The 18,174-nt window shown below is 64.8% G+C and carries 20 protein-coding genes; 15 read left to right on the plus strand and 5 right to left on the minus strand.

From position 1 onward, the window contains the following. The first annotated feature begins 11 nt into the window (after positions 1-11). Positions 12-1,733 (plus strand): urea ABC transporter permease subunit UrtB, encoded by a 1,722-nt coding sequence (urtB, locus tag G7Y85_RS00100; protein ID WP_366514892.1) that lies wholly within the window; start codon positions 12-14, stop codon positions 1,731-1,733. A gap of 48 nt (positions 1,734-1,781) precedes the next feature. On the opposite strand, the gene G7Y85_RS00105 is transcribed toward urtB, so the two are convergent. Further along, a complete protein-coding gene (locus G7Y85_RS00105) occupies positions 1,782-2,189 on the minus strand; it encodes a hypothetical protein (protein WP_166250586.1) in 408 nt (135 codons plus the stop codon). A gap of 131 nt (positions 2,190-2,320) precedes the next feature. Between G7Y85_RS00105 and urtC the strand changes: the two genes are divergently transcribed. The 4 genes from urtC to G7Y85_RS00125 all read left to right on the plus strand — a co-directional run bounded on the left by urtC (position 2,321) and on the right by G7Y85_RS00125 (position 5,514). After that, a complete protein-coding gene (urtC, locus tag G7Y85_RS00110) occupies positions 2,321-3,421 on the plus strand; it encodes an urea ABC transporter permease subunit UrtC (RefSeq protein ID WP_166250587.1) in 1,101 nt (366 codons plus the stop codon). Continuing rightward, entirely contained in the window at positions 3,418-4,230 is an 813-nt protein-coding gene (gene urtD, locus G7Y85_RS00115; RefSeq protein ID WP_166250588.1) for an urea ABC transporter ATP-binding protein UrtD, read from the plus strand. The genes urtC and urtD overlap by 4 nt, the downstream gene beginning before the upstream one ends. 1 nt (position 4,231) lies before the next feature. Continuing rightward, positions 4,232-4,948, plus strand: coding sequence for an urea ABC transporter ATP-binding subunit UrtE (urtE, locus tag G7Y85_RS00120; protein WP_241695905.1), 717 nt, complete (start codon positions 4,232-4,234; stop codon positions 4,946-4,948). Positions 4,949-5,049: 101 nt separating this feature from the next. Continuing rightward, the gene (locus tag G7Y85_RS00125) at positions 5,050-5,514 is read left to right on the plus strand and encodes a hypothetical protein (RefSeq protein WP_166250589.1); all 465 of its coding nucleotides are present in this window, start codon (positions 5,050-5,052) and stop codon (positions 5,512-5,514) included. 17 nt (positions 5,515-5,531) lie between these two features. Here G7Y85_RS00125 and G7Y85_RS00130 read toward each other — a convergent pair whose 3' ends face one another. Both G7Y85_RS00130 and G7Y85_RS00135 read right to left on the minus strand, forming a co-directional pair. Beyond that, positions 5,532-6,329 (minus strand): alpha/beta fold hydrolase, encoded by a 798-nt coding sequence (locus G7Y85_RS00130; protein ID WP_166250590.1) that lies wholly within the window; start codon positions 6,327-6,329, stop codon positions 5,532-5,534. Positions 6,330-6,339: 10 nt separating this feature from the next. Beyond that, on the minus strand, positions 6,340-8,844 hold the full coding sequence (locus tag G7Y85_RS00135; RefSeq protein WP_166250591.1) for a TonB-dependent receptor: 2,505 nt from the start codon (positions 8,842-8,844) through the stop codon (positions 6,340-6,342). A 149-nt stretch (positions 8,845-8,993) separates the two neighbouring features. Between G7Y85_RS00135 and G7Y85_RS00140 the strand changes: the two genes are divergently transcribed. From G7Y85_RS00140 to G7Y85_RS00170, 7 genes are all read left to right on the plus strand, one after another. After that, positions 8,994-10,256, plus strand: coding sequence for a glycoside hydrolase family 1 protein (locus G7Y85_RS00140; protein WP_166250592.1), 1,263 nt, complete (start codon positions 8,994-8,996; stop codon positions 10,254-10,256). Next, positions 10,253-11,539, plus strand: a complete 1,287-nt coding sequence (locus tag G7Y85_RS00145; RefSeq protein ID WP_166250593.1) for a sugar MFS transporter — start codon at positions 10,253-10,255, stop codon at positions 11,537-11,539. The genes G7Y85_RS00140 and G7Y85_RS00145 overlap by 4 nt, the downstream gene beginning before the upstream one ends. A gap of 302 nt (positions 11,540-11,841) precedes the next feature. After that, a complete protein-coding gene (locus tag G7Y85_RS00150) occupies positions 11,842-12,330 on the plus strand; it encodes a P-loop nucleotide/nucleoside kinase family protein (RefSeq protein ID WP_166250594.1) in 489 nt (162 codons plus the stop codon). 95 nt (positions 12,331-12,425) lie between these two features. Further along, positions 12,426-12,599: a DUF3144 domain-containing protein gene (locus G7Y85_RS00155; protein ID WP_166250595.1), complete on the plus strand. Its 174-nt coding sequence runs from the start codon at positions 12,426-12,428 to the stop codon at positions 12,597-12,599. A gap of 25 nt (positions 12,600-12,624) precedes the next feature. Then, positions 12,625-13,122, plus strand: coding sequence for a GFA family protein (locus G7Y85_RS00160; protein ID WP_206675446.1), 498 nt, complete (start codon positions 12,625-12,627; stop codon positions 13,120-13,122). Between the two features lie 152 nt (positions 13,123-13,274). Next, on the plus strand, positions 13,275-14,333 hold the full coding sequence (locus tag G7Y85_RS00165) for a hypothetical protein (protein ID WP_166250596.1): 1,059 nt from the start codon (positions 13,275-13,277) through the stop codon (positions 14,331-14,333). A 168-nt stretch (positions 14,334-14,501) separates the two neighbouring features. After that, positions 14,502-14,978: an MOSC domain-containing protein gene (locus G7Y85_RS00170; RefSeq protein WP_166250597.1), complete on the plus strand. Its 477-nt coding sequence runs from the start codon at positions 14,502-14,504 to the stop codon at positions 14,976-14,978. A 61-nt stretch (positions 14,979-15,039) separates the two neighbouring features. On the opposite strand, the gene G7Y85_RS20735 is transcribed toward G7Y85_RS00170, so the two are convergent. After that, complete coding sequence (locus G7Y85_RS20735) at positions 15,040-15,480, minus strand: hypothetical protein (RefSeq protein WP_241695906.1); 441 nt, start codon at positions 15,478-15,480, stop codon at positions 15,040-15,042. Between G7Y85_RS20735 and G7Y85_RS00180 the strand changes: the two genes are divergently transcribed. The 3 genes from G7Y85_RS00180 (at position 15,448) to G7Y85_RS00190 (ending at position 16,875) form a co-directional block, all read left to right on the plus strand. Further along, positions 15,448-15,945, plus strand: coding sequence for a GNAT family N-acetyltransferase (locus G7Y85_RS00180; RefSeq protein WP_166250599.1), 498 nt, complete (start codon positions 15,448-15,450; stop codon positions 15,943-15,945). The two genes, G7Y85_RS20735 and G7Y85_RS00180, sit on opposite strands and share 33 nt — an antisense overlap. Positions 15,946-16,079: 134 nt before the next feature. Continuing rightward, positions 16,080-16,469: a YciI family protein gene (locus tag G7Y85_RS00185; protein ID WP_166250600.1), complete on the plus strand. Its 390-nt coding sequence runs from the start codon at positions 16,080-16,082 to the stop codon at positions 16,467-16,469. A gap of 10 nt (positions 16,470-16,479) precedes the next feature. Continuing rightward, entirely contained in the window at positions 16,480-16,875 is a 396-nt protein-coding gene (locus tag G7Y85_RS00190; protein ID WP_166250601.1) for a GFA family protein, read from the plus strand. A 129-nt stretch (positions 16,876-17,004) separates the two neighbouring features. Here the strand turns inward: G7Y85_RS00190 and G7Y85_RS00195 are convergent, their stop codons facing one another. Beyond that, positions 17,005-18,162, minus strand: coding sequence for a metallophosphoesterase (locus G7Y85_RS00195; protein WP_166250602.1), 1,158 nt, complete (start codon positions 18,160-18,162; stop codon positions 17,005-17,007). Positions 18,163-18,174: the final 12 nt, after the last annotated feature.

An 18,174-nucleotide genomic window follows, 5' to 3' on the forward strand; every position in this document is an offset into this window, starting at 1 on the left:
ACTTGCTCCAAGTGGCAGTCTTGACCCCGGGCGCGACCACGCCCGGGGTCTTCCTTGGCGGACGGGGATGGCGGCGCTGGGTGGTGCTGCTCGCCACCGTTTTGCTGGTCACGGTCAACGTTCCGGCGTGGGCGCAGGACACGGCTGCCGACGAGACGCCGGCCGCAACCGGCGGGGCGCCTGCCGCCGCACCGGCCGATTTCGCGACGCTGGTCGACAGCCTGGTCGACGCCGGTTACGCCGACAAGGACCACATCGCCGGAGAGATCGTCGAGTCCGGCAATCCGCGGGCGCGGATCGTCCTGCAGGCGCTGCTCGACGGCAAGCTGTACGCGGACGGCAACAAGCAGGTCTACATCGTCGGCGACGCGCCGGACGATGCCAGCGAACTTCCGGTCAGCGACGCCGTCAGTGGCGATGCGCATGCGCCGGTCGCCGCCGATCAGCTCGACCGGATCGGCACCAACAACGGTTTGCGCAAAGGACTCAAGGGTCTGATCGCGCAACTCAAGCTCAATGATCCGGACGCCGGCGTACGCCAGCGGGCGGTCAAGGAAATGCTGCGCGATCTCGACGAGTCGACGATCGCCGCGCTGCGCGCACGGCGCGCACATGAAGACAATGCCAGGGTGCTCGCCAAGATCGATGTCGGCCTCGCGCTCGGCGATCTCGAAAGCAGCGACGTTGCCACGCAGCTGAGCGCGGCGAATTCGCTCTACGGCGAACTCGACGACGATGTCTACAACCGCCTGAAGCCCCTGGCCGACGCCGGCGACGGCGATCCCCGCGTGCGCGCGGCCGCGAGCAAGGCGGTCAAGCACATCGAGTTCTGGCGCGAGATCTACGACGGTCTGCAGACCCTGTTCTTCGGGTTGTCGCTGGGCTCCGTGCTGGTGCTGTCGGCGATCGGCCTGGCCATCACCTTCGGCGTGATGGGCGTGATCAACATGGCGCATGGCGAGCTGATGATGCTCGGCGCGTACACCGCCTACGTCATGCAACTGCTGATGCCGAATCATCTGGCACTGTCGCTGCTGCTGTCGATTCCCGCCGCGTTCGTCGTCTCCGGACTGATGGGCGTGGCGATCGAACGCGGCGTCGTGCGCTTTCTCTACGGTCGGCCGCTGGAAACGCTGCTCGCCACATTCGGCCTGTCGCTGGTCCTGCAGCAGCTGGTGCGTTCGATCTTCTCGCCGCTGAACCGCTCGGTTGCCACGCCGGAATTCATGAGTGGCGTCTGGCAGCTCAACGATCTGTTCGCGCTGACCTGGAATCGCCTGTACATCGTCGTCTTCGCGCTGATCGTGTTCGCCGTCCTGCAGCTGGTGCTCAAGCGCACCTCGCTCGGCCTCAAGGTTCGCGCCGTGTCGATGAATCGTGCGATGGCGCGCGCGATGGGCGTGCGCAGCCAGTGGGTCGACGCCGCGACCTTCGGTCTGGGCTCCGGCATCGCCGGCATCGCCGGTGTCGCGCTGTCGCAGCTCACCAATGTCGGTCCCAACCTCGGTCAGTCGTACATCATCGATTCGTTCATGGTGGTCGTGTTCGGGGGCGTCGGCAATCTCTGGGGCACGCTGATCAGCGGCATGTCGCTCGGCGTCGCGAGCAAGCTGCTGGAACCCTGGGCCGGCGCGGTGATGGCGAAGATCTTCGTACTCGTCTTCCTGATCCTCTTCATTCAGCGTCGCCCCCGGGGCCTGTTCCCGCAGAAGGGCCGGGCGGCGGAGGGCTAGGGCAATGAGTGCGATCCCCGAGCAGACGGTTCACGCCGTGCCCCCACCTCACCCAACCCTCTCCGCCCCGAGGGGCAGAGAGGGCTCGATGGTGAGAGCAACCCCGATGGCTGGAATCGGTTCGATGGTGATGCCGACCCCGATGGGTGGAATCAGTTCGATGGTGACACCGACCTTGATGGGTGGAATCGGTTCGATGGTGACGCCGATCCCGATGGGTGGAATCAGTTCGATGGTGACACCGACCTTGATGGGTGAAATCGGTTCGATGGTGATGCCGACCCCGATGGGTGGACCCCGCTCGATGGTGACACCGACCCCGATGGGTGGAGTCAGTTCGATGGTGACTCCGACCTTGATGGGTGGAATCGGTTCGATGGTGATGCCGACCCCTATGAGTGGAATCCGATCGATCGTCGTGCCCGTCCCCGTGAGCGGAGCGCCGTTCAGACGCACGGTTTTGCAAATGACCACCACTGGCCGCAAGCCACCGTCCCGATTCCCCTCCGCCCGCTCGCGGGGGGAGGGGTCAGGGGAGGTGGGCGCTTGCGTCTGGAACCGTCCTTTCGGCCGAGAGCCGCACGCTCATGAATAAGTCTTTCATCAGTCGCCTCATGCTCAACGACAGCGGCAGTCGCCTGTTTCTCGGCGCGCTGCTGATCGCCGCGCTTGTCGTGCCCTTGCTGAATCTGGTCGTGCCGGCGGGGTCGGCGCTGCATCTGCCGACCTATGCGGTGACGCTGCTCGGCAAATACCTGTGCTACGCGCTGCTGGCGATCGCGGTCGATCTGGTATGGGGTTACTGCGGCATCCTCAGCCTCGGCCATACCGCGTTCTTCGCGCTCGGCGGCTACGCGATGGGCATGTATCTGATGCGGCAGATCGGCACGCGTGGTGTCTATGGCGACCCGATCCTGCCGGACTTCATGGTGTTCCTGAACTGGAAGGAACTGCCGTGGTTCTGGCATGGCATGAATCTGTTTCCGGTCGCGATGCTGATGGTGGTGCTGGCGCCGGCGCTGCTGGCCTACGCGTTCGGCTGGCTGGCATTTCGTTCGCGCGTCACCGGCGTCTATCTGTCGATCATCACGCAGGCCCTGACCTATGCGCTGCTGCTCGCTTTCTTCCGCAATGAAATGGGCTTCGGCGGCAACAACGGGCTGACCGACTTCAAGGAGCTGCTCGGCTTCGATCTGCAAAAAGGCTCGACGCATGTCGGCCTGTTCCTGATCACAGTGCTGGCGCTGGCGCTCGGCTATCTGGCCTGCCGCTACATCGTCAATTCGCGTTTCGGCCGGGTCATCGAAGCGGTACGCGATGCCGAGAGCCGCGCGCGCTTCATCGGCTACAAGGTCGAGTCGTACAAGCTCTGGCTGTGGGTGTTCTCGGCGATCCTGTCCGGCATCGCCGGCGCGCTGTACGTGCCGCAGATCGGCATCATCAATCCGGGCGAATTCGCGCCGATCAATTCGATCGAAGTCGTGGTCTGGGTCGCGGTCGGCGGGCGCGGCACGCTGTACGGCGCGGCGCTGGGCGCGGTGCTCGTCAACTACGCCAAGACCTATCTGACGGCGGCCCTGCCGGAAGTCTGGCTGTACGCGCTCGGCGCTCTGTTCGTCGGCGTCACGCTGCTGTTGCCGCAGGGCATCGTCGGCCTGCTGCGCCAGCTGCGGAGCAAGAAATCATGAGGGGCAGCAGCATCGTCGACCGCGCGCTCGGCCGCGGCCATCGCTCGAATCCGCCGCGGCCGGATCTGTCGCACAACATCATCCTGTACCTGGAGGGGATCACCGTCAGCTTCGACGGCTTCCGCGCGCTCAACGCGCTGAACCTGTACATCGAAGCCGGTGAGCTGCGTTGCATCATCGGTCCGAACGGCGCCGGCAAGACGACGATGATGGACGTCATCACCGGCAAGACGCGGCCGGACGAAGGCTCGGCCTGGTTCGGTCAGACCATCGATCTGCTGGCGATGAAGGAGCCTGAGATCGCTGCCGCCGGCATTGGCCGCAAGTTCCAGAAGCCGACCGTGTTCGGCAGCCACACCGTGTTCGAGAATCTCGAACTGGCGATGGCCGGCGACAAGTCGGTCTGGAAAATCCTGTTCGCGAAGCTCAGTGCCGAGCAGCTGGCGCGCATCGACTCGGTGCTGGAGACGATCGGCCTCAAGGATCTGCGCTCGCAGCTGGCCGGCTCGCTCTCGCACGGCCAGAAGCAGTGGCTGGAAATCGGCATGCTGCTGATGCAGGACCCGCAACTGCTGCTGGTCGACGAACCGGTCGCCGGCATGACGCCGCAGGAAACCGAGAAGACCGCCGAGCTGTTGGTCTCGCTCGCCGGGCAACGCTCGGTCGTCGTCGTCGAACACGACATGGATTTCGTGCGTTCGATCGCGCGCACCGTCACCGTTCTGCACGAGGGCAGTGTGCTCGCCGAAGGCCCGATCGATCAGGTGCAGAACGACCCCAAGGTCGTCGAGGTGTATCTCGGTGAATGACATGAGCCCCGCCGCGCTGCTCGACGTTCGCGGCCTGAACCAGTTCTACGGCGGCAGCCACACGCTGTGGGACGTCGATCTCGCGGTCAAGGCCGGCTCGCGCACCTGCCTGATGGGTCGCAACGGCATGGGCAAGACCACGCTGCTGCGCGCGGTGATGGGTCTGGTCGCGACGCGCAGCGGCGAGATCCGCTACGACGGGCGCGACCTCGGCAAGGTGCCGGCCGAAGCGCGCGCCGGCCTGCGCATCGGCTACGTGCCGCAGGGCCGCGAGATCTTCTCGCAGCTGTCGGTCGAGGAGAACCTGCGCATCGGCATCTACGCACGCGCCGACAAGGCCAGATTCGCCGATGTCATCGACCGCATCTACGCGATCTTCCCGGTGCTCAAGCAGATGTCGCGTCGCCGCGGCGGTGATCTGTCCGGCGGCCAGCAACAGCAACTGGCGATCGGTCGCGCGCTGGTCCTCGATCCGCAGCTGCTGATCCTCGACGAGCCCTGCGAAGGCATCCAGCCGAACATCGTCCACGAGATCGGTGATCTGATCCTGAGGCTGAATCAGGAACATGGCCTGACGGTGCTGCTCGTCGAACAGAAATTGCCGTTCGCGCGACGCGTCGCCAGCGAATTCCGCATCATCGACAAGGGGCGCATGGTGGCCGGCGGCGAGATCGCCGCGCTCAGCGACGAGCTGATCCGCGCACATCTCACGGTCTAGGCCTGCAGCGGTGCGGACTGTACCGCGTGTCGTCGACGATTCCGCCGGGCGGGTGTCACGGATTTGATTGTCGGCGGTCGGTTCGCTGTTAGGATCGCGCCATGAACAACAAGCAAGCGATGGCGGCACTGGTGCTGGCGACGGCGGCCGGTCTCACGATCCCTGCACCGGCGCGCGCGTTCGGTGCGTCCGACGTGGCCGGGACCTGGACGATTGCAGCCAGGAAGCTGGTGTATTCGGCCGTGATGTACACGACCCTGGAGAAGGACGGCAGCTGTTCGCAGGCGCTCAAGGTGTCCGGCATGGGCATGACCAAATGGGCATTCGACCGCTGCGCCTGGTCGCTGCAGAAGTCGGAGCTTTCGATCCGGATCATCAGTTCGCCGACCTTGCCGGACCAGGTCGGCAAGACCAGCGTGACGACGATCAGGAGCCTCACGCCGGACGCCCTGCAGACCGAAGACCAGAAGCACGAGGCGCAGACCTGGACGCGCACGGCCGAGTGGCCGACCGAATTCACCAAGCAGTTCGACGATGCCTACGCCGCGGCCACGAAGGTCGATTGAGAGGCGCGGCCGCCGCGTCAGGCATCGGCGCGCTCGAGAAACGCGAGCACCTCGCGGTTGGCGGTTTCCGCCGCCGCGACGTAGTAGTTGTGGCCCGCGCCCTCGAGGGTGACCAGGCGGGCGTTCGGCAAGGTCGTGGCGAGTTCGACGCCGTGTTCGTGTGCCACCACCGGGTCCTCGTCGCCGTGCAGGACCAGGGCCGGCATCGTCAGGCCCGCGATCCGTTCGCGGTCGGCGACATGCCTGATCATCGCGCCGGCCTGTGCCGCCAGACCGAGCATGGCGTGCGGGTCGGCATCGATCATCCGCTGATCGCGTTCGATCGCCGCAGGCCGGGCGGCGCGGCCGTAAACCAGGTCGCCACCGCGGCGCTGCGCCATCACCGCGCGCAGCAACGGCGGCGGCAGGTAATAGAGCAACTGCACCGACTTCGGCATCCGCAGTTTTTCGAACGACCACAACGCGGTGCAGCCGAGGATCAGCGAGCGCACGCGCGTCGGCTGCTGCACGGCGAGTTCCTGGGCGATGCCGCCGCCCATCGACACGCCGTACACATGCGCGGATTCGACACCGGCCGCATCCATGACCGCCAGCGCATCGCGCGCCATCTGCGGGATCGTCACACGCAGGCTGTAGCCGCTGTCGCCGGTGCCGCGATTGTCGAAGCTGATGACGCGATGCGAGGCGGCGAGCGCGTCCAGCGCCGGATACCACATCCGCGCGCTGTAGCGGTGCCCCATGATCAGCAGCAGGGGGCTGCCGGCGCCGCGCGCCTCCCAGTGCAGCCGCACCCCGTCGTTTGTCAGCATCGGCATCGCGTCGACCTCAGAATGAAAGACTCAGGCGCGCGGAATACGTGCGCGGCATGTTGAGCTGGTACGAGGTAGCCGAAGTCTGGATGATGGAAGTGCCCGTGCCGCCGGCGACCACCGCAGTCCTGTCGAGGATGTTGGAGACGTTGAGCGCCAGCATAGGTTGCAGGGCCCACGCGCTGGTGCCGAAGGTGATGCCGGCGTTGAGCGTACCGTAGTCGTTGATGGCGACGCTGTGCACGATATCGCTGTAGCCCTTGCCGATATAGACGTAGTTGACGCGGGTTCCCAGGTCGAATACGCCGACCGGCACGAAGTAGCTGGCTTCCGCCGAGTACTGCGACTTCGCTGCGCCCGGCATCTGCGTGCCCGGCGATACCTCATCGCCGTTCGACGCCGTGAACGGCTTGGTGGTCCGCGAATCGGTCAGCGCCCCGTCCAGCGCCAGTGTCAGGCCGTGGATCGGCGTCAGCCACAGCATGTTCGCCTCGAGACCCTTGCTGCGTGCACCGCCGACGTTGTCGGTGTAGTTGAACGGCAGGCCGGTCGTGGTCTGGCCGAGCTGCGGGTCCTTGTATTCGATGTCGAACACGGTGAGATCGGCGTGCAGACGATTCTCCAGCCAGGCGGTGCGCAGACCGATTTCGTAGTTCCACAGCGAATCCGACTTGTAGACCGGCGGCACATGATTGGTCGGTGTCGACGGCACGCTCTGCAGACCGCCGAAGCGGAAGCCGCGCGCGGCCTGCGTGTAGACGGAGATGTCATGCGAGAAGTGCCAGGTCGCCGTGAACTTGGGGCTGACGCCGTTCTCCTTGATCGCATTGTTCTCGTAGTGGATGTCCTGGCCGCCGTTCTCGGCAAGCGCCAGCACGCCGGTGCCGTAGAAACCGCCCTTGACCTGCGTCGAATAGACGCGCGCACCGGCCTCCAGTTCGAGGTGATCCCAGAACGTGTCGCTGATGTCGAAGAACAGCGCGCGCTCCTGCGCCTTCGGCTTGCTCTCCGCGTACAGCAGCGAGGTCTTGTCGTAGAGGGTGCTGGCATCGAGGCTGAGCCCGGACAGCAGCGTGTCGAGCACGCTGTCGTGGCCGAGCAGCGTCTGGTGCGCGATGGTGTCGGCCAGCAGGTCGAAGTTCACCGAGTAGTCGTAGAAGTAGGCGCCGACCAGCCAGTCGAGCGGACCGCCACCGTTCGATTGCAGACGCAACTCCTGTGCGAAGGCCCTGGAGTTGTCGTCGAAGGTTTCGAATGCCCCGAGTGCGGCCGGATAGCCGGGCGGCGGCTGACCGATCAGCGCTGCCGTGGCATCGGCCAGGACCGTGGCGTCCTTGGTCGTGTACGAGCTCAGCGATACCGCGCGAACGCTGTCGCTGATGTCCCAGTTGATCTGCAGGCTGTCGAGCTGGAACTTGTTGTCGACCGGCGCCGGCAGCACCTGGTGGCTGTTTTCGCGGCGATCCGGATTGTCGGAGACGGGGGAGGCGTTCGGCGCGCTGTAGGTCTGGCTCAGATGCGTCAGCTTGAACTCCAGGGCATCGATCGGCTGCCAGGCGAGGATCGCGCGGTACTGGTTGCCGCCGCCGTGATCGACATTCTTCTCCGGCGTCGGATCGGTCAGATCGAGCACGCCCGGGTAGTTGCGTCGCACATAGCCGACGCGCAGCGCGAGACGGTCGCTGTACAGCGGCAGGTTGGCCATGACGCCGCTGCTCAGGGCCGAGCTGCCACCCTGGGGGCGTTCGTACTGCGTGAACGCACGCGCCTGCCATTCACCCATGACGGGATCGTTGAGCACGTAGCGAATGGCGCCAGCCAGTGCCGCGCCGCCGAACAGCGTGCCTTGTGGCCCCTTGAGGACGTCGACGCTCGCCAGATCGAAGGCGGCGAGGTCGGGCTGGACGTTGGAAATGTACGGATCGCTGAACGCCACGTCGCCGATGAAGATGCCGGTCGGCGAAGGCAGCGGCGACAGGCCGCTGGTATCGGTGCTGATGCCGCGCATCGAGATGCGCGGAAAGCTCGGTGCGATCGAGGTCAGCGTCACGCCCGGCGCCTGCTGCAGGTAATCGGTGAGATTCTGCTTGCCCTGTTCTTCGAGCTTGCTGCCGTCGAACTCGGTGATCGATGCCGGAATGTCGCGCAGCGACTTCTTGCGCTTGGTTGCTGTCACCACGACTTCGGCGATCTGGTCGCCGGCCGGCGCCGAGTCCGGAGGGGGCACCGGCGCCGGCGCGCTCGCGCTCGGTACCGGAATCGTGTCGAGCCGGTCGGCAACCGCCGGTGTGGCCGCCGCGCCAGCTTCTGCAGACGGCGCTTCGGGTGATGCGGGCGTCTCGTCCGGCGTCGGGTCCGGCGAGGCCGTATCGCTCTGCTCGGCCTGCGGGCCGGCCGGGCTCTGTGCCGTCGGCGCCTCGTCGACGGCCTGCGCCGCGGCGTTCTGCGTGCCGATCGTCGCGCAGGCCAGAATCAGCAGCGTTGCGGAATGTCCCAGCGTTCTCTCTATGCTCTTTGGCATGGTGCTCTCCTCGTTGTGAGGCGAGTGTGTGCGCTCCGCGCCGGCCGCGCTGTCTCTGTTGTGACACCGGGTGCCGATGCCGCGGGGCATACTGCGCGCACCGATCAACGGGGAGAGCGCGCGTGCCGAAAAGCAGCGCATCACGTGGCATGCGTATCGTTCTGAAGCTGTTCGCCGGGCTGCTGCTGATTTTCCTGTTGCTGGTCGTCTGCTGGAACTGGCGTCCGGCGAGCGTGCCGGTCGTCGCGGTTCAGGGTCCGATGCCGGCAGGCTTCATCTGGGGCGTGTCGTCGTCCGCGTTCCAGAGCGAGGGCGGCGATGTGGATTCCAACTGGAATCGCTACAACGACAGGACGCCGGGCCAGGATCGCTACGGCCGATCGGTGGACTTCCGGCATCGCTATCGCGACGACATCGAGCTGGCCCGGACGCTGGGCATCAACACCTATCGCATCGGCATCAGCTGGGCGCGCATCGAGCCGAAGAAGGGGCAGTACGACGAGACCGAGCTGGCGTACTACGACGACCTGATCCTGGCGCTCAAGCAGGCCGGCATCGCGCCGCTGATCACGCTCGATCACTTCACCTATCCGGGGTGGGTGCTGGAGCAGGGAGCGTGGAGCAACCCGCAGACGACGGCCGACTTCGTGGCGTACACGCGTCTGATCGCGCAGCGCTACCACGCCGACGTCCACCTGTGGATCACGTTCAACGAGGCAGCCTTCTTCATGGCCGGCGAAGCCGGCGCACGCAAGCTCGGTCTGCACGGGATTCTCGACATGCGGCGCAATCTGATCCGCGCCCATCGCCAGGCCTATGGCGTGATCCACGCGCTCGATGCGCAGGCGAGGGTGACGTCGAACATCGTCTGGATGGGCGACCACCTGCGTGACGCTCCCTTGCGCTGGCTGACCGACTGGATGTTTCTCGACGCCGTCGAAGACAAGTGCGATGTCATCGCCATCGACTACTACGCCTCGGACGTCGTCGCGGTGCTGAAGGTCGGCAAGCACTGGAAATGGCCGCCGGACCCGCCCGGCCTGTATCGCGCGCTGAAAATGCTCAAGGCGCAGTATCCCGGCAAGCCACTGCTGATCGCCGAGACCGGCATGGCGACCGAGAACGGCAAGCCGCGCGAAGACGGGATCAAGCGCGAAGACGTGCTGCGCGACGGTGTCTACTGGACGCAACACGCGCGGGAGGACGGCGTCAAGGTGATCGGCTACATGGTGTGGTCGCTGACCGACAACTTCGAGTGGGGCAGTTACACGCCGCGCTTCGGCCTCTACACGGTGAATGCGCTGACCGACCCGACGCTGGCCCGCATTCCGACCGCCGCCGTGCCGGCCTACCAGCAGATCATCCGCGACGGTGGCGTCGGCGCCGACTACCGACCGGTGCTTGCGCAATGAATCCGACCCTTGCCACCGTGCAGGCCGATGCGCCGGCTGCGCAGAGCGGGCAGCCGCGCGTGCTGTCGCTGGTCTTTCTCATGTTCTTTGCATGGGGTTTCTGCACGGTGCTGGTCGACACCCTGATTCCCAAGCTGAAGGCGGTGTTCGCACTGAGTTATGTCGAAGTGATGCTGACGCAGTTCTGTTTCTTTCTGGCGTATTTCGTCATCTCGCTGCCGGCCGGCTGGTTGCTCGGGCGTCTGGGCTATCTGCGTACGATCATGACCGGTCTGCTGATCATGGCCGGCGGCTGCATGCTGTTCACGCCGGCTGCGGCGCTCGGCGTCTACCCGGCGTTTCTCGGCGCGCTGTTCATTCTCGCCACCGGCATCACCATCGTGCAGGTCGCCGCCAATCCGCTGGCCGCGATGCTCGGCAACCCACTGCGCGCGCACGCGCGCCTGACGCTGGCGCAGGGCTTCAATTCGGTCGGCACCATGCTCGCGCCGCTGTTCGGTTCGGCCCTGATCCTGGCCGGCGGTGTCGCGCTCGCCGATCCCGGCTCGCTGAGCGCCGTCGCACTCAGCGCCTTGCGCGGGCACGAGGCGCACGTCTTCCAGCTGCCGTTCACGCTCGTGGCCGTGGTGCTGGGCGCACTCGCGCTGCTGTGCTGGATCGTCAAGCGCGCGCCGGCGCCGGCCGCCGCGCCGGCATCGACGGAAGCGTATCGGCGCGTGCTCCGGCATCCGCGCCTGTCGCTCGGCGCGCTGTCGATCTTTCTCTACGTCGGTGCCGAAGTGTCGATCGGCAGCGCGATGGTCAATTTCCTGATGGCCGGCTCCAGCCTGGATGCGCATCACGCCGGCAAGCTCGTCTCCGTGTACTGGGGGCTGGCGATGCTGGGCCGCTTCATCGGGGCAAGGCTGCTGCGGCACATGCCGGCGGCAGCGCTGCTCGGCAGCTGCGCCATGATCGCCGCGCTGATGGTCAGCGGCTCGACGATGTTCACCGGCACCACGGCCGCCGTCATGGTGCTTGCCATCGGTCTGTTCAATTCCGTGATGTTCCCCAACATCTTCTCGCTCGCGATCGAAGGCCTTGGCGAACAGGCCGCCAGCGGTTCGGGCGTGCTCTGCCTGGCGATCGTCGGCGGCGCGATCGTGCCGCTGATCTTCGGCTACGTTGCCGACCACGCCGGCCTGGTGTCCGCGTACTTCGTCCCGGCCGTCTGCTACCTCTGGATCGCCGCGTACGGATTGATGCTGGGCAAAGGGCCCTTGCGCTTGCGCACGGCGCAATAGCGGCACCTGTTTCTTCGATCGCGCGCAGACAGCTGAAAGCGCAGTCCGCGCTCGTTGTTCGCAATCGGGGTAGACACGACAGCGCCGCCCGATCCTTCGTCGCCAGCCGACGCCACGCGGCCGAATTCGAACTGCCGATTCGCGTGTCCCGACTTGCTTGTGAGCGGTATGCGGACCCCGTAGCATCGATTCCGGAGGCAAGCAGGGGCTTCGTGCGAATTTCGGACGCTTTGCCAGAATGCATATGCGGACGCCAGCGTCCGGCTATCGGCTGTTGGGCTTCACCGTAAAGGTTCGTCAGGATGCCTACCCTTCATTTCTTCTGCGGCAAGGCAGGCGCCGGTAAAACAACCGTCGCGGCGAAGCTCTCAAAAGACCATTCCGCCGTGCTCTTATCTGAAGATATATGGATGCTGCGATTGTATGGCGATCAGATGAAAACCTTTGATGACTACATCCATTACTCCCAGAAGCTAAAGGGCGTCATCGGCCCTCACGTCGCCCAGTTGTTAAGGGCCGGATGCAACGTCGTAATGGACTTTCAAGCAAACACAAGAACAGGTCGCAGCTTTTTCAGATCAATATTCGAGCAAGCCGATGCCTCCCACGTGCTGCACTACCTTGCAACGCCTGATCAAGTCTGTCTTGAGCGCGTTGCCAAGCGTAATGTCGAGCGGCCTGATGGCTCTCATCACCTTACGGAGGAGGATTTTGTCCGCATCTCGTCCTACTTCCAGGCGCCCGAGGAAGCCGAGGGGTTCAACGTCCTGGTTCACGAGTCTGGCGTGTGAAGCGCCCAGCCATGCCGTCCGGTCGCGGATTTGCCGTCGCTTCGCTCCGTAAGGTCCGCGGCTGAATGCAGGCATTGGCCCGGAAGATCATGACGATGTCTGAACCTACTGACCCTCATTTCTATGACCGAGCCGATGCGGTCATCAATCTTGCCAATGATGAGAGCAAAGGCATCGGAAGTGGCAAGGTGAGTGCGTCACTGATGTATGCCACGTCTCCTTCAACGCTTGAATTAGTGTTTGCGGCTTTGACGGCGCCGACGAGATGAAGAGCACAAAGCCGGAAACCATCGAATGGTCCGCTCCGAAGGGGAGCCTGTCCTCGTGGAGATGCACCAGCGACCCGGATACGCAGCGGACAACAGAGGAAGCTTTGCAATGAACGCTCCATTCTCCGGTGGTTGTGCCTGCGGCGCGATCCGCTATGTGTGCCTGCGCGCACCGCTGGCAATGCTCAATTGCCATTGCCTGGACTGCCAGCGCTCCAGCGGTGCTCCTTTTGCCTCGGGCTTCATCGTTGCGGATTCGGACATGCAGGTCACGGGTACGCCACAGACGTATTCGGTGCACGGCAACAGCGGCAGTCTGGCGATTCGCAGCTTCTGCGGCCGCTGCGGTTCACCGCTGTTCACGCGCGGCGAGGTCAACCCGGGTGTCATGTCCGTTCGTTTTCCGACGCTGGATGACGCGTCGGACTTTCAGCCGATGCTGGATATCTGGACGGCCAGCGCACAGCCGTGGGTCTGCCTCAGTCAGATCATTCCTCACTATCCCGAGTCGCCCCAGGTTTGATCCGCCGCCGCGGCCGACGCGCGCCTGGTGTGGTGAGCGGAGGGATTGCGGCGCGCCGCCGGCGCGCTTGAGGTGATTGGCGAGCCCAAGTTAGAGTTCCGAAATTGCTCGGGGTTGGTTCGGTCGACGCAAGTTGCGAGGAGAACACGCTCGTGAACTTCGGAATCTGTGTGTCCCAGGGCGACCGCTCGACCTTGAGTCTGGCGGCGTCCGAGACAAGTTGCCCGGCAACGAGGTCGAGGCTTGCGATCTGCTGCTGGCTCGCAATGCCCAGTCTCGTCTTGTTGCCTGCTTTGCTCGCGGGATGTGATTCTGAAAATGGAGCGGCTGCGGACGGTCGCTTCCATATCAACAGCGATCTGATGGTGGTTCCTGTTGTCGGCACCACGGCGAGTACGGAAACGGTCACCTATGTGCCAGACGCGGCAGATGCTGAATCGGCTGCCTTGTCGATCAGTGGCCTGCCGAGCGGAGTGCACGCTACATTTGCGCCCGCGTCGGTGGATGCCTCATCGCCCAGCAGCACCCTGCACCTTGGTGCCGATGCCGGGGTTGCCGACGGCGCATATCCAGTGGTCATCGTTGCCACATCGCGCACGCAGAACGCTTCTGTTCCGGTGACCGTCTGGGTCGTGAGAAACCCGGGGATGACCCTTGGCTTCGGTGCCGAACTGCAGACTCCCACGGCCGGTTCCTATCTGGCTCCGTTTTATGTCGGAGTTGTCGATGGCGCCGGAAATCCGCCGCCGGCGGGGACGTCGGTAACGCTCGCCGTTCGACCGCAGGCGTATCAGAAAGGGCGGATGACGTTCAACGGATCGCAGTGGGCGCCGACATATGCCATTTCCAGCAGCGATGCAGACTTCGATTCGTTCGGCTGCATGAACGAAGATACGAACTCAAACGGAAATTTGGATCCGGGCGAGGACTACAACAACAATATGCAGCTCGATCCGGTCAGCAGTGTTTCATTGCCGACGTCGACCGTCATCGCCGACACGTCCGGATATGCCGAGTCCGGAATGACTTACAGCCGGCAAGAGGCGCGCTGGCTCAGCGCAAGCCTTACCGCAACTTTGTCCGGCACCACACTGTCGCTTGTCGAAACACTTGTATTGCCGGCACTTGGAGACGACGAAACAGGCTCCGATCCTCCGCCTGATGCGATCAGTCCTTTCGGGACGGCTTCGAACTGCGGCACTCCGAACTGATGTGCGTGCGGATGTCAGACATTGGGACAGATGCCTGCACCATGAACGTACCTGCGATCGGGACGCTCGGACTCGCTCTCCTCATGAGATTCGCTCGCGATGAAGTTGGCCGCCCTGTCTACCCGGAACCCGAGCCGCCGGCCCTCGAGCCGCGCGATCGAGCGGCAAATGATTGAGTCGATTTTCATTGCGCGGGGAAAGACAGAACCTCAGGTCGAGGTCGCAGAGATCGAGCTTGTGGCGGGCAAGGGCATTGTCGGGGATCGCAATTTCAGCCGCGAACAGTGGCCGGGGCAAAACGTCACGTTCATCGAGCTGGAGGAGATCGAAAACTTCAACGCGAACTACGGGCGCGCAATCGGTGCCGGCGACACGCGGCGCAACATCGTCACGCGTTCGGTTCGGCTCGACGCGCTGGTCGGCAGGGATTTCCGGATCGGCGAGGTCGTGTTTCATGGTGTCGAGCTTTGCGAACCCTGCAAGACGCTCGGCAGCCTGCTTGCCTCGGACGGAATGGCGGTGCACGAAGTGGTCAGAGCCTGGGTACACAAGGCCGGCCTGCGTGCCAATGTCCTGACTGGCGGCGTGATCCGGGTTGGCATGCGCTTCACGGGCGGCGCGCAAGCTCAGGACCGAATGCTCTGATCCCCGTGCGGGTCGCCGCCGCCCTTTTTGTCCTGCTGCCTCGATGAGGCTGGCGCGAGGTTCACAACGGAAGTGAAGGATTGAGGTCCGTGCCCGGTGACGGCGCGATTCGTACTTGGAGAGCACCCGAAGTGCACAAGAGCAAATTGGCCGGCTTCATCATCGACTGCCAGACGGATGACAGCAGGCTGCGGCAAACTTCTGGGGTGGCGCGCCCGGGATGGATGTTCGGCAGCTGCCGCCGGACGAGGCCGGGAAATGTGTCGAACTCGTCGATCCCGGCAATCATCTGCACATCGACGTGCAAGCCGTGATGCATCCGAGCCGCGTGCATCCGGACATCGAAACCGACAGCATCGAAGCGGAGGTCGCTCGGCTGGAATCGCCGGGCGCCAGGCGTCTCCGGCATGCGTCGGTCGCATGATTCGTCCTGCGAGCCATTCAAACGACAAACGAGGGAAGGGTGGAAATGGTGACGATCGAGCCGATCGGTGAACAGCATCTCGCGTTCGTGCAGTTGCACGCGTCGCACCCGTCGATCGGTGCGGCGAGCATGGTTCCATACCCTTATCCGGCGGACGGCGCGGCGCGCTGGTACGACGGCGTTCGCGCACGGCAGGCTGACGGACTTGCCCGCGTTTTCGCCATTCAGCGGCATGGCCAGTTCAGTGGCGTGATGTCGATCAACGGCATTGCTGCCGAGAGCTGGAGTGCGGAACTCGATTATTGGGTGGCGTTCGCTTTTCAGGGCAGGGGCGTGGCGACGCAGGCCGCCGCGCTCGCGATGTCGTTCGCGCGCGAGTCGCTCGGCACACGACATCTGCACAGTGCGTGTCTGGCACGCAACGTCGCGTCCGGCCGCGTGCTGGAGAAGTGCGGCTTCCGGGAAATTGGCCGGATCACGTTGCCCGACGGCAGGTTCAAGGGCGAGGAGGTTCGGCGCTTCCTGTGCGAGCTGTCCGGTTAGCGGCAGGAGGCGCGCCGACGTCCGGCGCTGGCGTGGTTCCACGAGGCGCAGGCGGCGCCCCGAGTTGCGTGCTGGCTGCGGTCGCCGGGCGGTGACGCCGGGGCGTATTCTTGCGCGGCAAGTTCGAGGACCTCATGAGCACTTCCATCCGGAATCAGGAATATCTCGTCATCTCCCGCGGCCAGTGGGATCGCGACGCCTCGCCGGAGCGCATCCAGCAGGCGATCGACGATTTCTATGTCTGGCACGATGAGATGGTCGCGGTCGGCAAGATGAAAGCCGGGCAGCGGCTGGCGCCGGAGCGGCGGCTCGTGTCGCGCGGTGCGATCGTCGACGGACCGTTCAGCGAGGCCAAGGAAGTGGTCGGCGGTTACTGGTTCATTTACGCGGACAGCCTTGACGATGCTGCGCGACTTGCAGCGGGCAATCCTTGCCTGGCCTGCGGTCTTTCGTTCGAGATCCGGCCGATCGAACCGGAGCGCGCCAGCGCGTATGTGCACGCCACGGAAACGCCGCCCGTCTGAGAACTTGCCAATGAAAATCCGACATGCAGCCTGCAACTGCGGACGGCTGCGACTCAGCACGCATGCGGAGCCGACGCGCATCTCCATCTGCCACTGTCTCGCCTGTCAGCAGCGCACCGGCAGTGCGTTCGGCATCCAGGCCCGGTTCGCCGAGGCGGATGTGCAGGTCGAAGGGCAGAGCACCGAGTATCTGCGTATCGCGGAAAGCGGCGACGCCGTGCGCTACGGCTTCTGCCCGATTTGCGGTTCGACGCTGTTTTACCGGCTGCTGGGCGTGCCGGGCACGATCAGCGTGCCGGTCGGCGGTTTCGCCGATCCGGATTTTCCGGCGCCGACGGTTTCCATCTACGAGGAGCACCGGCACCGCTGGCTGGTTCTGCCGGATGGCATTCAACACGAGTATTGAAACGGTGCGTCGCCTGCGGTGCGACGGGGATTGCGGAGATGAGACCGTGTCGTGGTGCGAGCCGCGACACGGGGCTGCGCAACGCATGCAATTTGCAGGAACAGCGCGAGCCGTGATCGGCACCCCGGTTCAGTCGTTGGCCGGCACCAGCCGCAGGCGCGTGATTTCGGACGGCGCGCCGAAGCGCAGCGGTGGCCCCCAGTAGCCGGTGCCGCGACTGGTGTAGACCCAGAGATTCTTCAGGCGATGCAGGCCGGCGACGAAGGGTTGCTGCATCGGCACGAACAGATTCCAGGGCCAGAACTGGCCGCCGTGGGTGTGGCCGGAAAGCTGGACGTCGAAGCCGGCGTCGGCGGCGGCCTTCGCGGAACGCGGCTGGTGGGCCAGCAGCAGCTTGAGGGCGACCGTGTCGCTGCTGCTGGCGGCGGCGAGCGGATCGCTGCGATGCGCGTCGCCGAACTGATGTCCGTTGTAGTCGGTGACGCCACCGACCAGCAGACGCTCGCCGTCGTGTTCGAGCACCTCGTTTTCGTTGAGCAGTACGCGCAGGCCGAGGCGGCGCCCCTCGTGCAGCCAGGCATCGACGCCGTGGTAATACTCGTGATTGCCGGTGACGTAGTAGCTGCCGTGCCGCGATCGCAGTTCGGACAGCGGCGCGACATGCCGGCGCAGGCGGTCGATATGGCCGTCGACGATGTCGCCGGTCAGTGCGACCAGATCGGCATCGAGACTGTTGACGCGGCGGACGATGGCATCGAGATAGCCGTGCTTGATCGTCGGCCCGACATGAATGTCGCTGAGCTGGACGATGGTGAAGCCGGACAGCGCCGGCGGCAGGCCGGCGATCGGCAGGTCCACGTCGACGACTTTCGCGAGCCGGCGTGCGTTCCAGAAGCCGACGAGACTGACGAACGCCGTCAGCACGATCACCGCGACTGCGGAGTCGCGATGCAGGGCATCGATGTCGATGCTGCCGGGGCGCAGCCACTGCAGGATCATTGCCAGCATCAGCACGACATCGCGCGCGAACGTCAGCACCAGCAGGCCGGAGAACACGCCCATCGCCAGATAGCCGGTCCAGGCCAGGGTGTCGGAGGCGCGTTCGGAAAGATGGCGAAGGCGGATCAGCAGCGGCGCCGGTGTCAGCACGGCGGACGCCAACAGCAGCAGGAGGGCGAGGGCAAAGCCGTGCGGCGGCAAGGCCAGCGCCGGCAACAGGCGCCATGCAATGTATCCGTGCAGCAGCAGGCTGACGGCGATGGCGATCAACAGGGGATTTCGGCGCATCGCCAGTGTCTG

Source organism: Solimonas terrae, assembly GCF_011067135.1.
In the GTDB taxonomy this organism is placed as follows: domain Bacteria; phylum Pseudomonadota; class Gammaproteobacteria; order Nevskiales; family Nevskiaceae; genus Solimonas; species Solimonas terrae.

Coding starts and splice junctions, on each gene's coding strand:
- urtC (WP_166250587.1), top strand. CDS start 2,321: ATGAATAAGTCTTTCATCAGTCGCCTCATGCTCAACGACAGCGGCAGT.
- urtD (WP_166250588.1), top strand. CDS start 3,418: ATGAGGGGCAGCAGCATCGTCGACCGCGCGCTCGGCCGCGGCCATCGC.
- urtE (WP_241695905.1), top strand. CDS start 4,232: ATGAGCCCCGCCGCGCTGCTCGACGTTCGCGGCCTGAACCAGTTCTAC.
- G7Y85_RS00125 (WP_166250589.1), top strand. CDS start 5,050: ATGAACAACAAGCAAGCGATGGCGGCACTGGTGCTGGCGACGGCGGCC.
- G7Y85_RS00130 (WP_166250590.1), bottom strand. CDS start 6,329: ATGCCGATGCTGACAAACGACGGGGTGCGGCTGCACTGGGAGGCGCGC.
- G7Y85_RS00135 (WP_166250591.1), bottom strand. CDS start 8,844: ATGCCAAAGAGCATAGAGAGAACGCTGGGACATTCCGCAACGCTGCTG.
- G7Y85_RS00140 (WP_166250592.1), top strand. CDS start 8,994: ATGCGTATCGTTCTGAAGCTGTTCGCCGGGCTGCTGCTGATTTTCCTG.
- G7Y85_RS00145 (WP_166250593.1), top strand. CDS start 10,253: ATGAATCCGACCCTTGCCACCGTGCAGGCCGATGCGCCGGCTGCGCAG.
- G7Y85_RS00150 (WP_166250594.1), top strand. CDS start 11,842: ATGCCTACCCTTCATTTCTTCTGCGGCAAGGCAGGCGCCGGTAAAACA.
- G7Y85_RS00155 (WP_166250595.1), top strand. CDS start 12,426: ATGTCTGAACCTACTGACCCTCATTTCTATGACCGAGCCGATGCGGTC.
- G7Y85_RS00160 (WP_206675446.1), top strand. CDS start 12,625: ATGGTCCGCTCCGAAGGGGAGCCTGTCCTCGTGGAGATGCACCAGCGA.
- G7Y85_RS00170 (WP_166250597.1), top strand. CDS start 14,502: ATGATTGAGTCGATTTTCATTGCGCGGGGAAAGACAGAACCTCAGGTC.
- G7Y85_RS00180 (WP_166250599.1), top strand. CDS start 15,448: ATGGTGACGATCGAGCCGATCGGTGAACAGCATCTCGCGTTCGTGCAG.
- G7Y85_RS20735 (WP_241695906.1), bottom strand. CDS start 15,480: ATGCTGTTCACCGATCGGCTCGATCGTCACCATTTCCACCCTTCCCTC.
- G7Y85_RS00185 (WP_166250600.1), top strand. CDS start 16,080: ATGAGCACTTCCATCCGGAATCAGGAATATCTCGTCATCTCCCGCGGC.
- G7Y85_RS00190 (WP_166250601.1), top strand. CDS start 16,480: ATGAAAATCCGACATGCAGCCTGCAACTGCGGACGGCTGCGACTCAGC.
- G7Y85_RS00195 (WP_166250602.1), bottom strand. CDS start 18,162: ATGCGCCGAAATCCCCTGTTGATCGCCATCGCCGTCAGCCTGCTGCTG.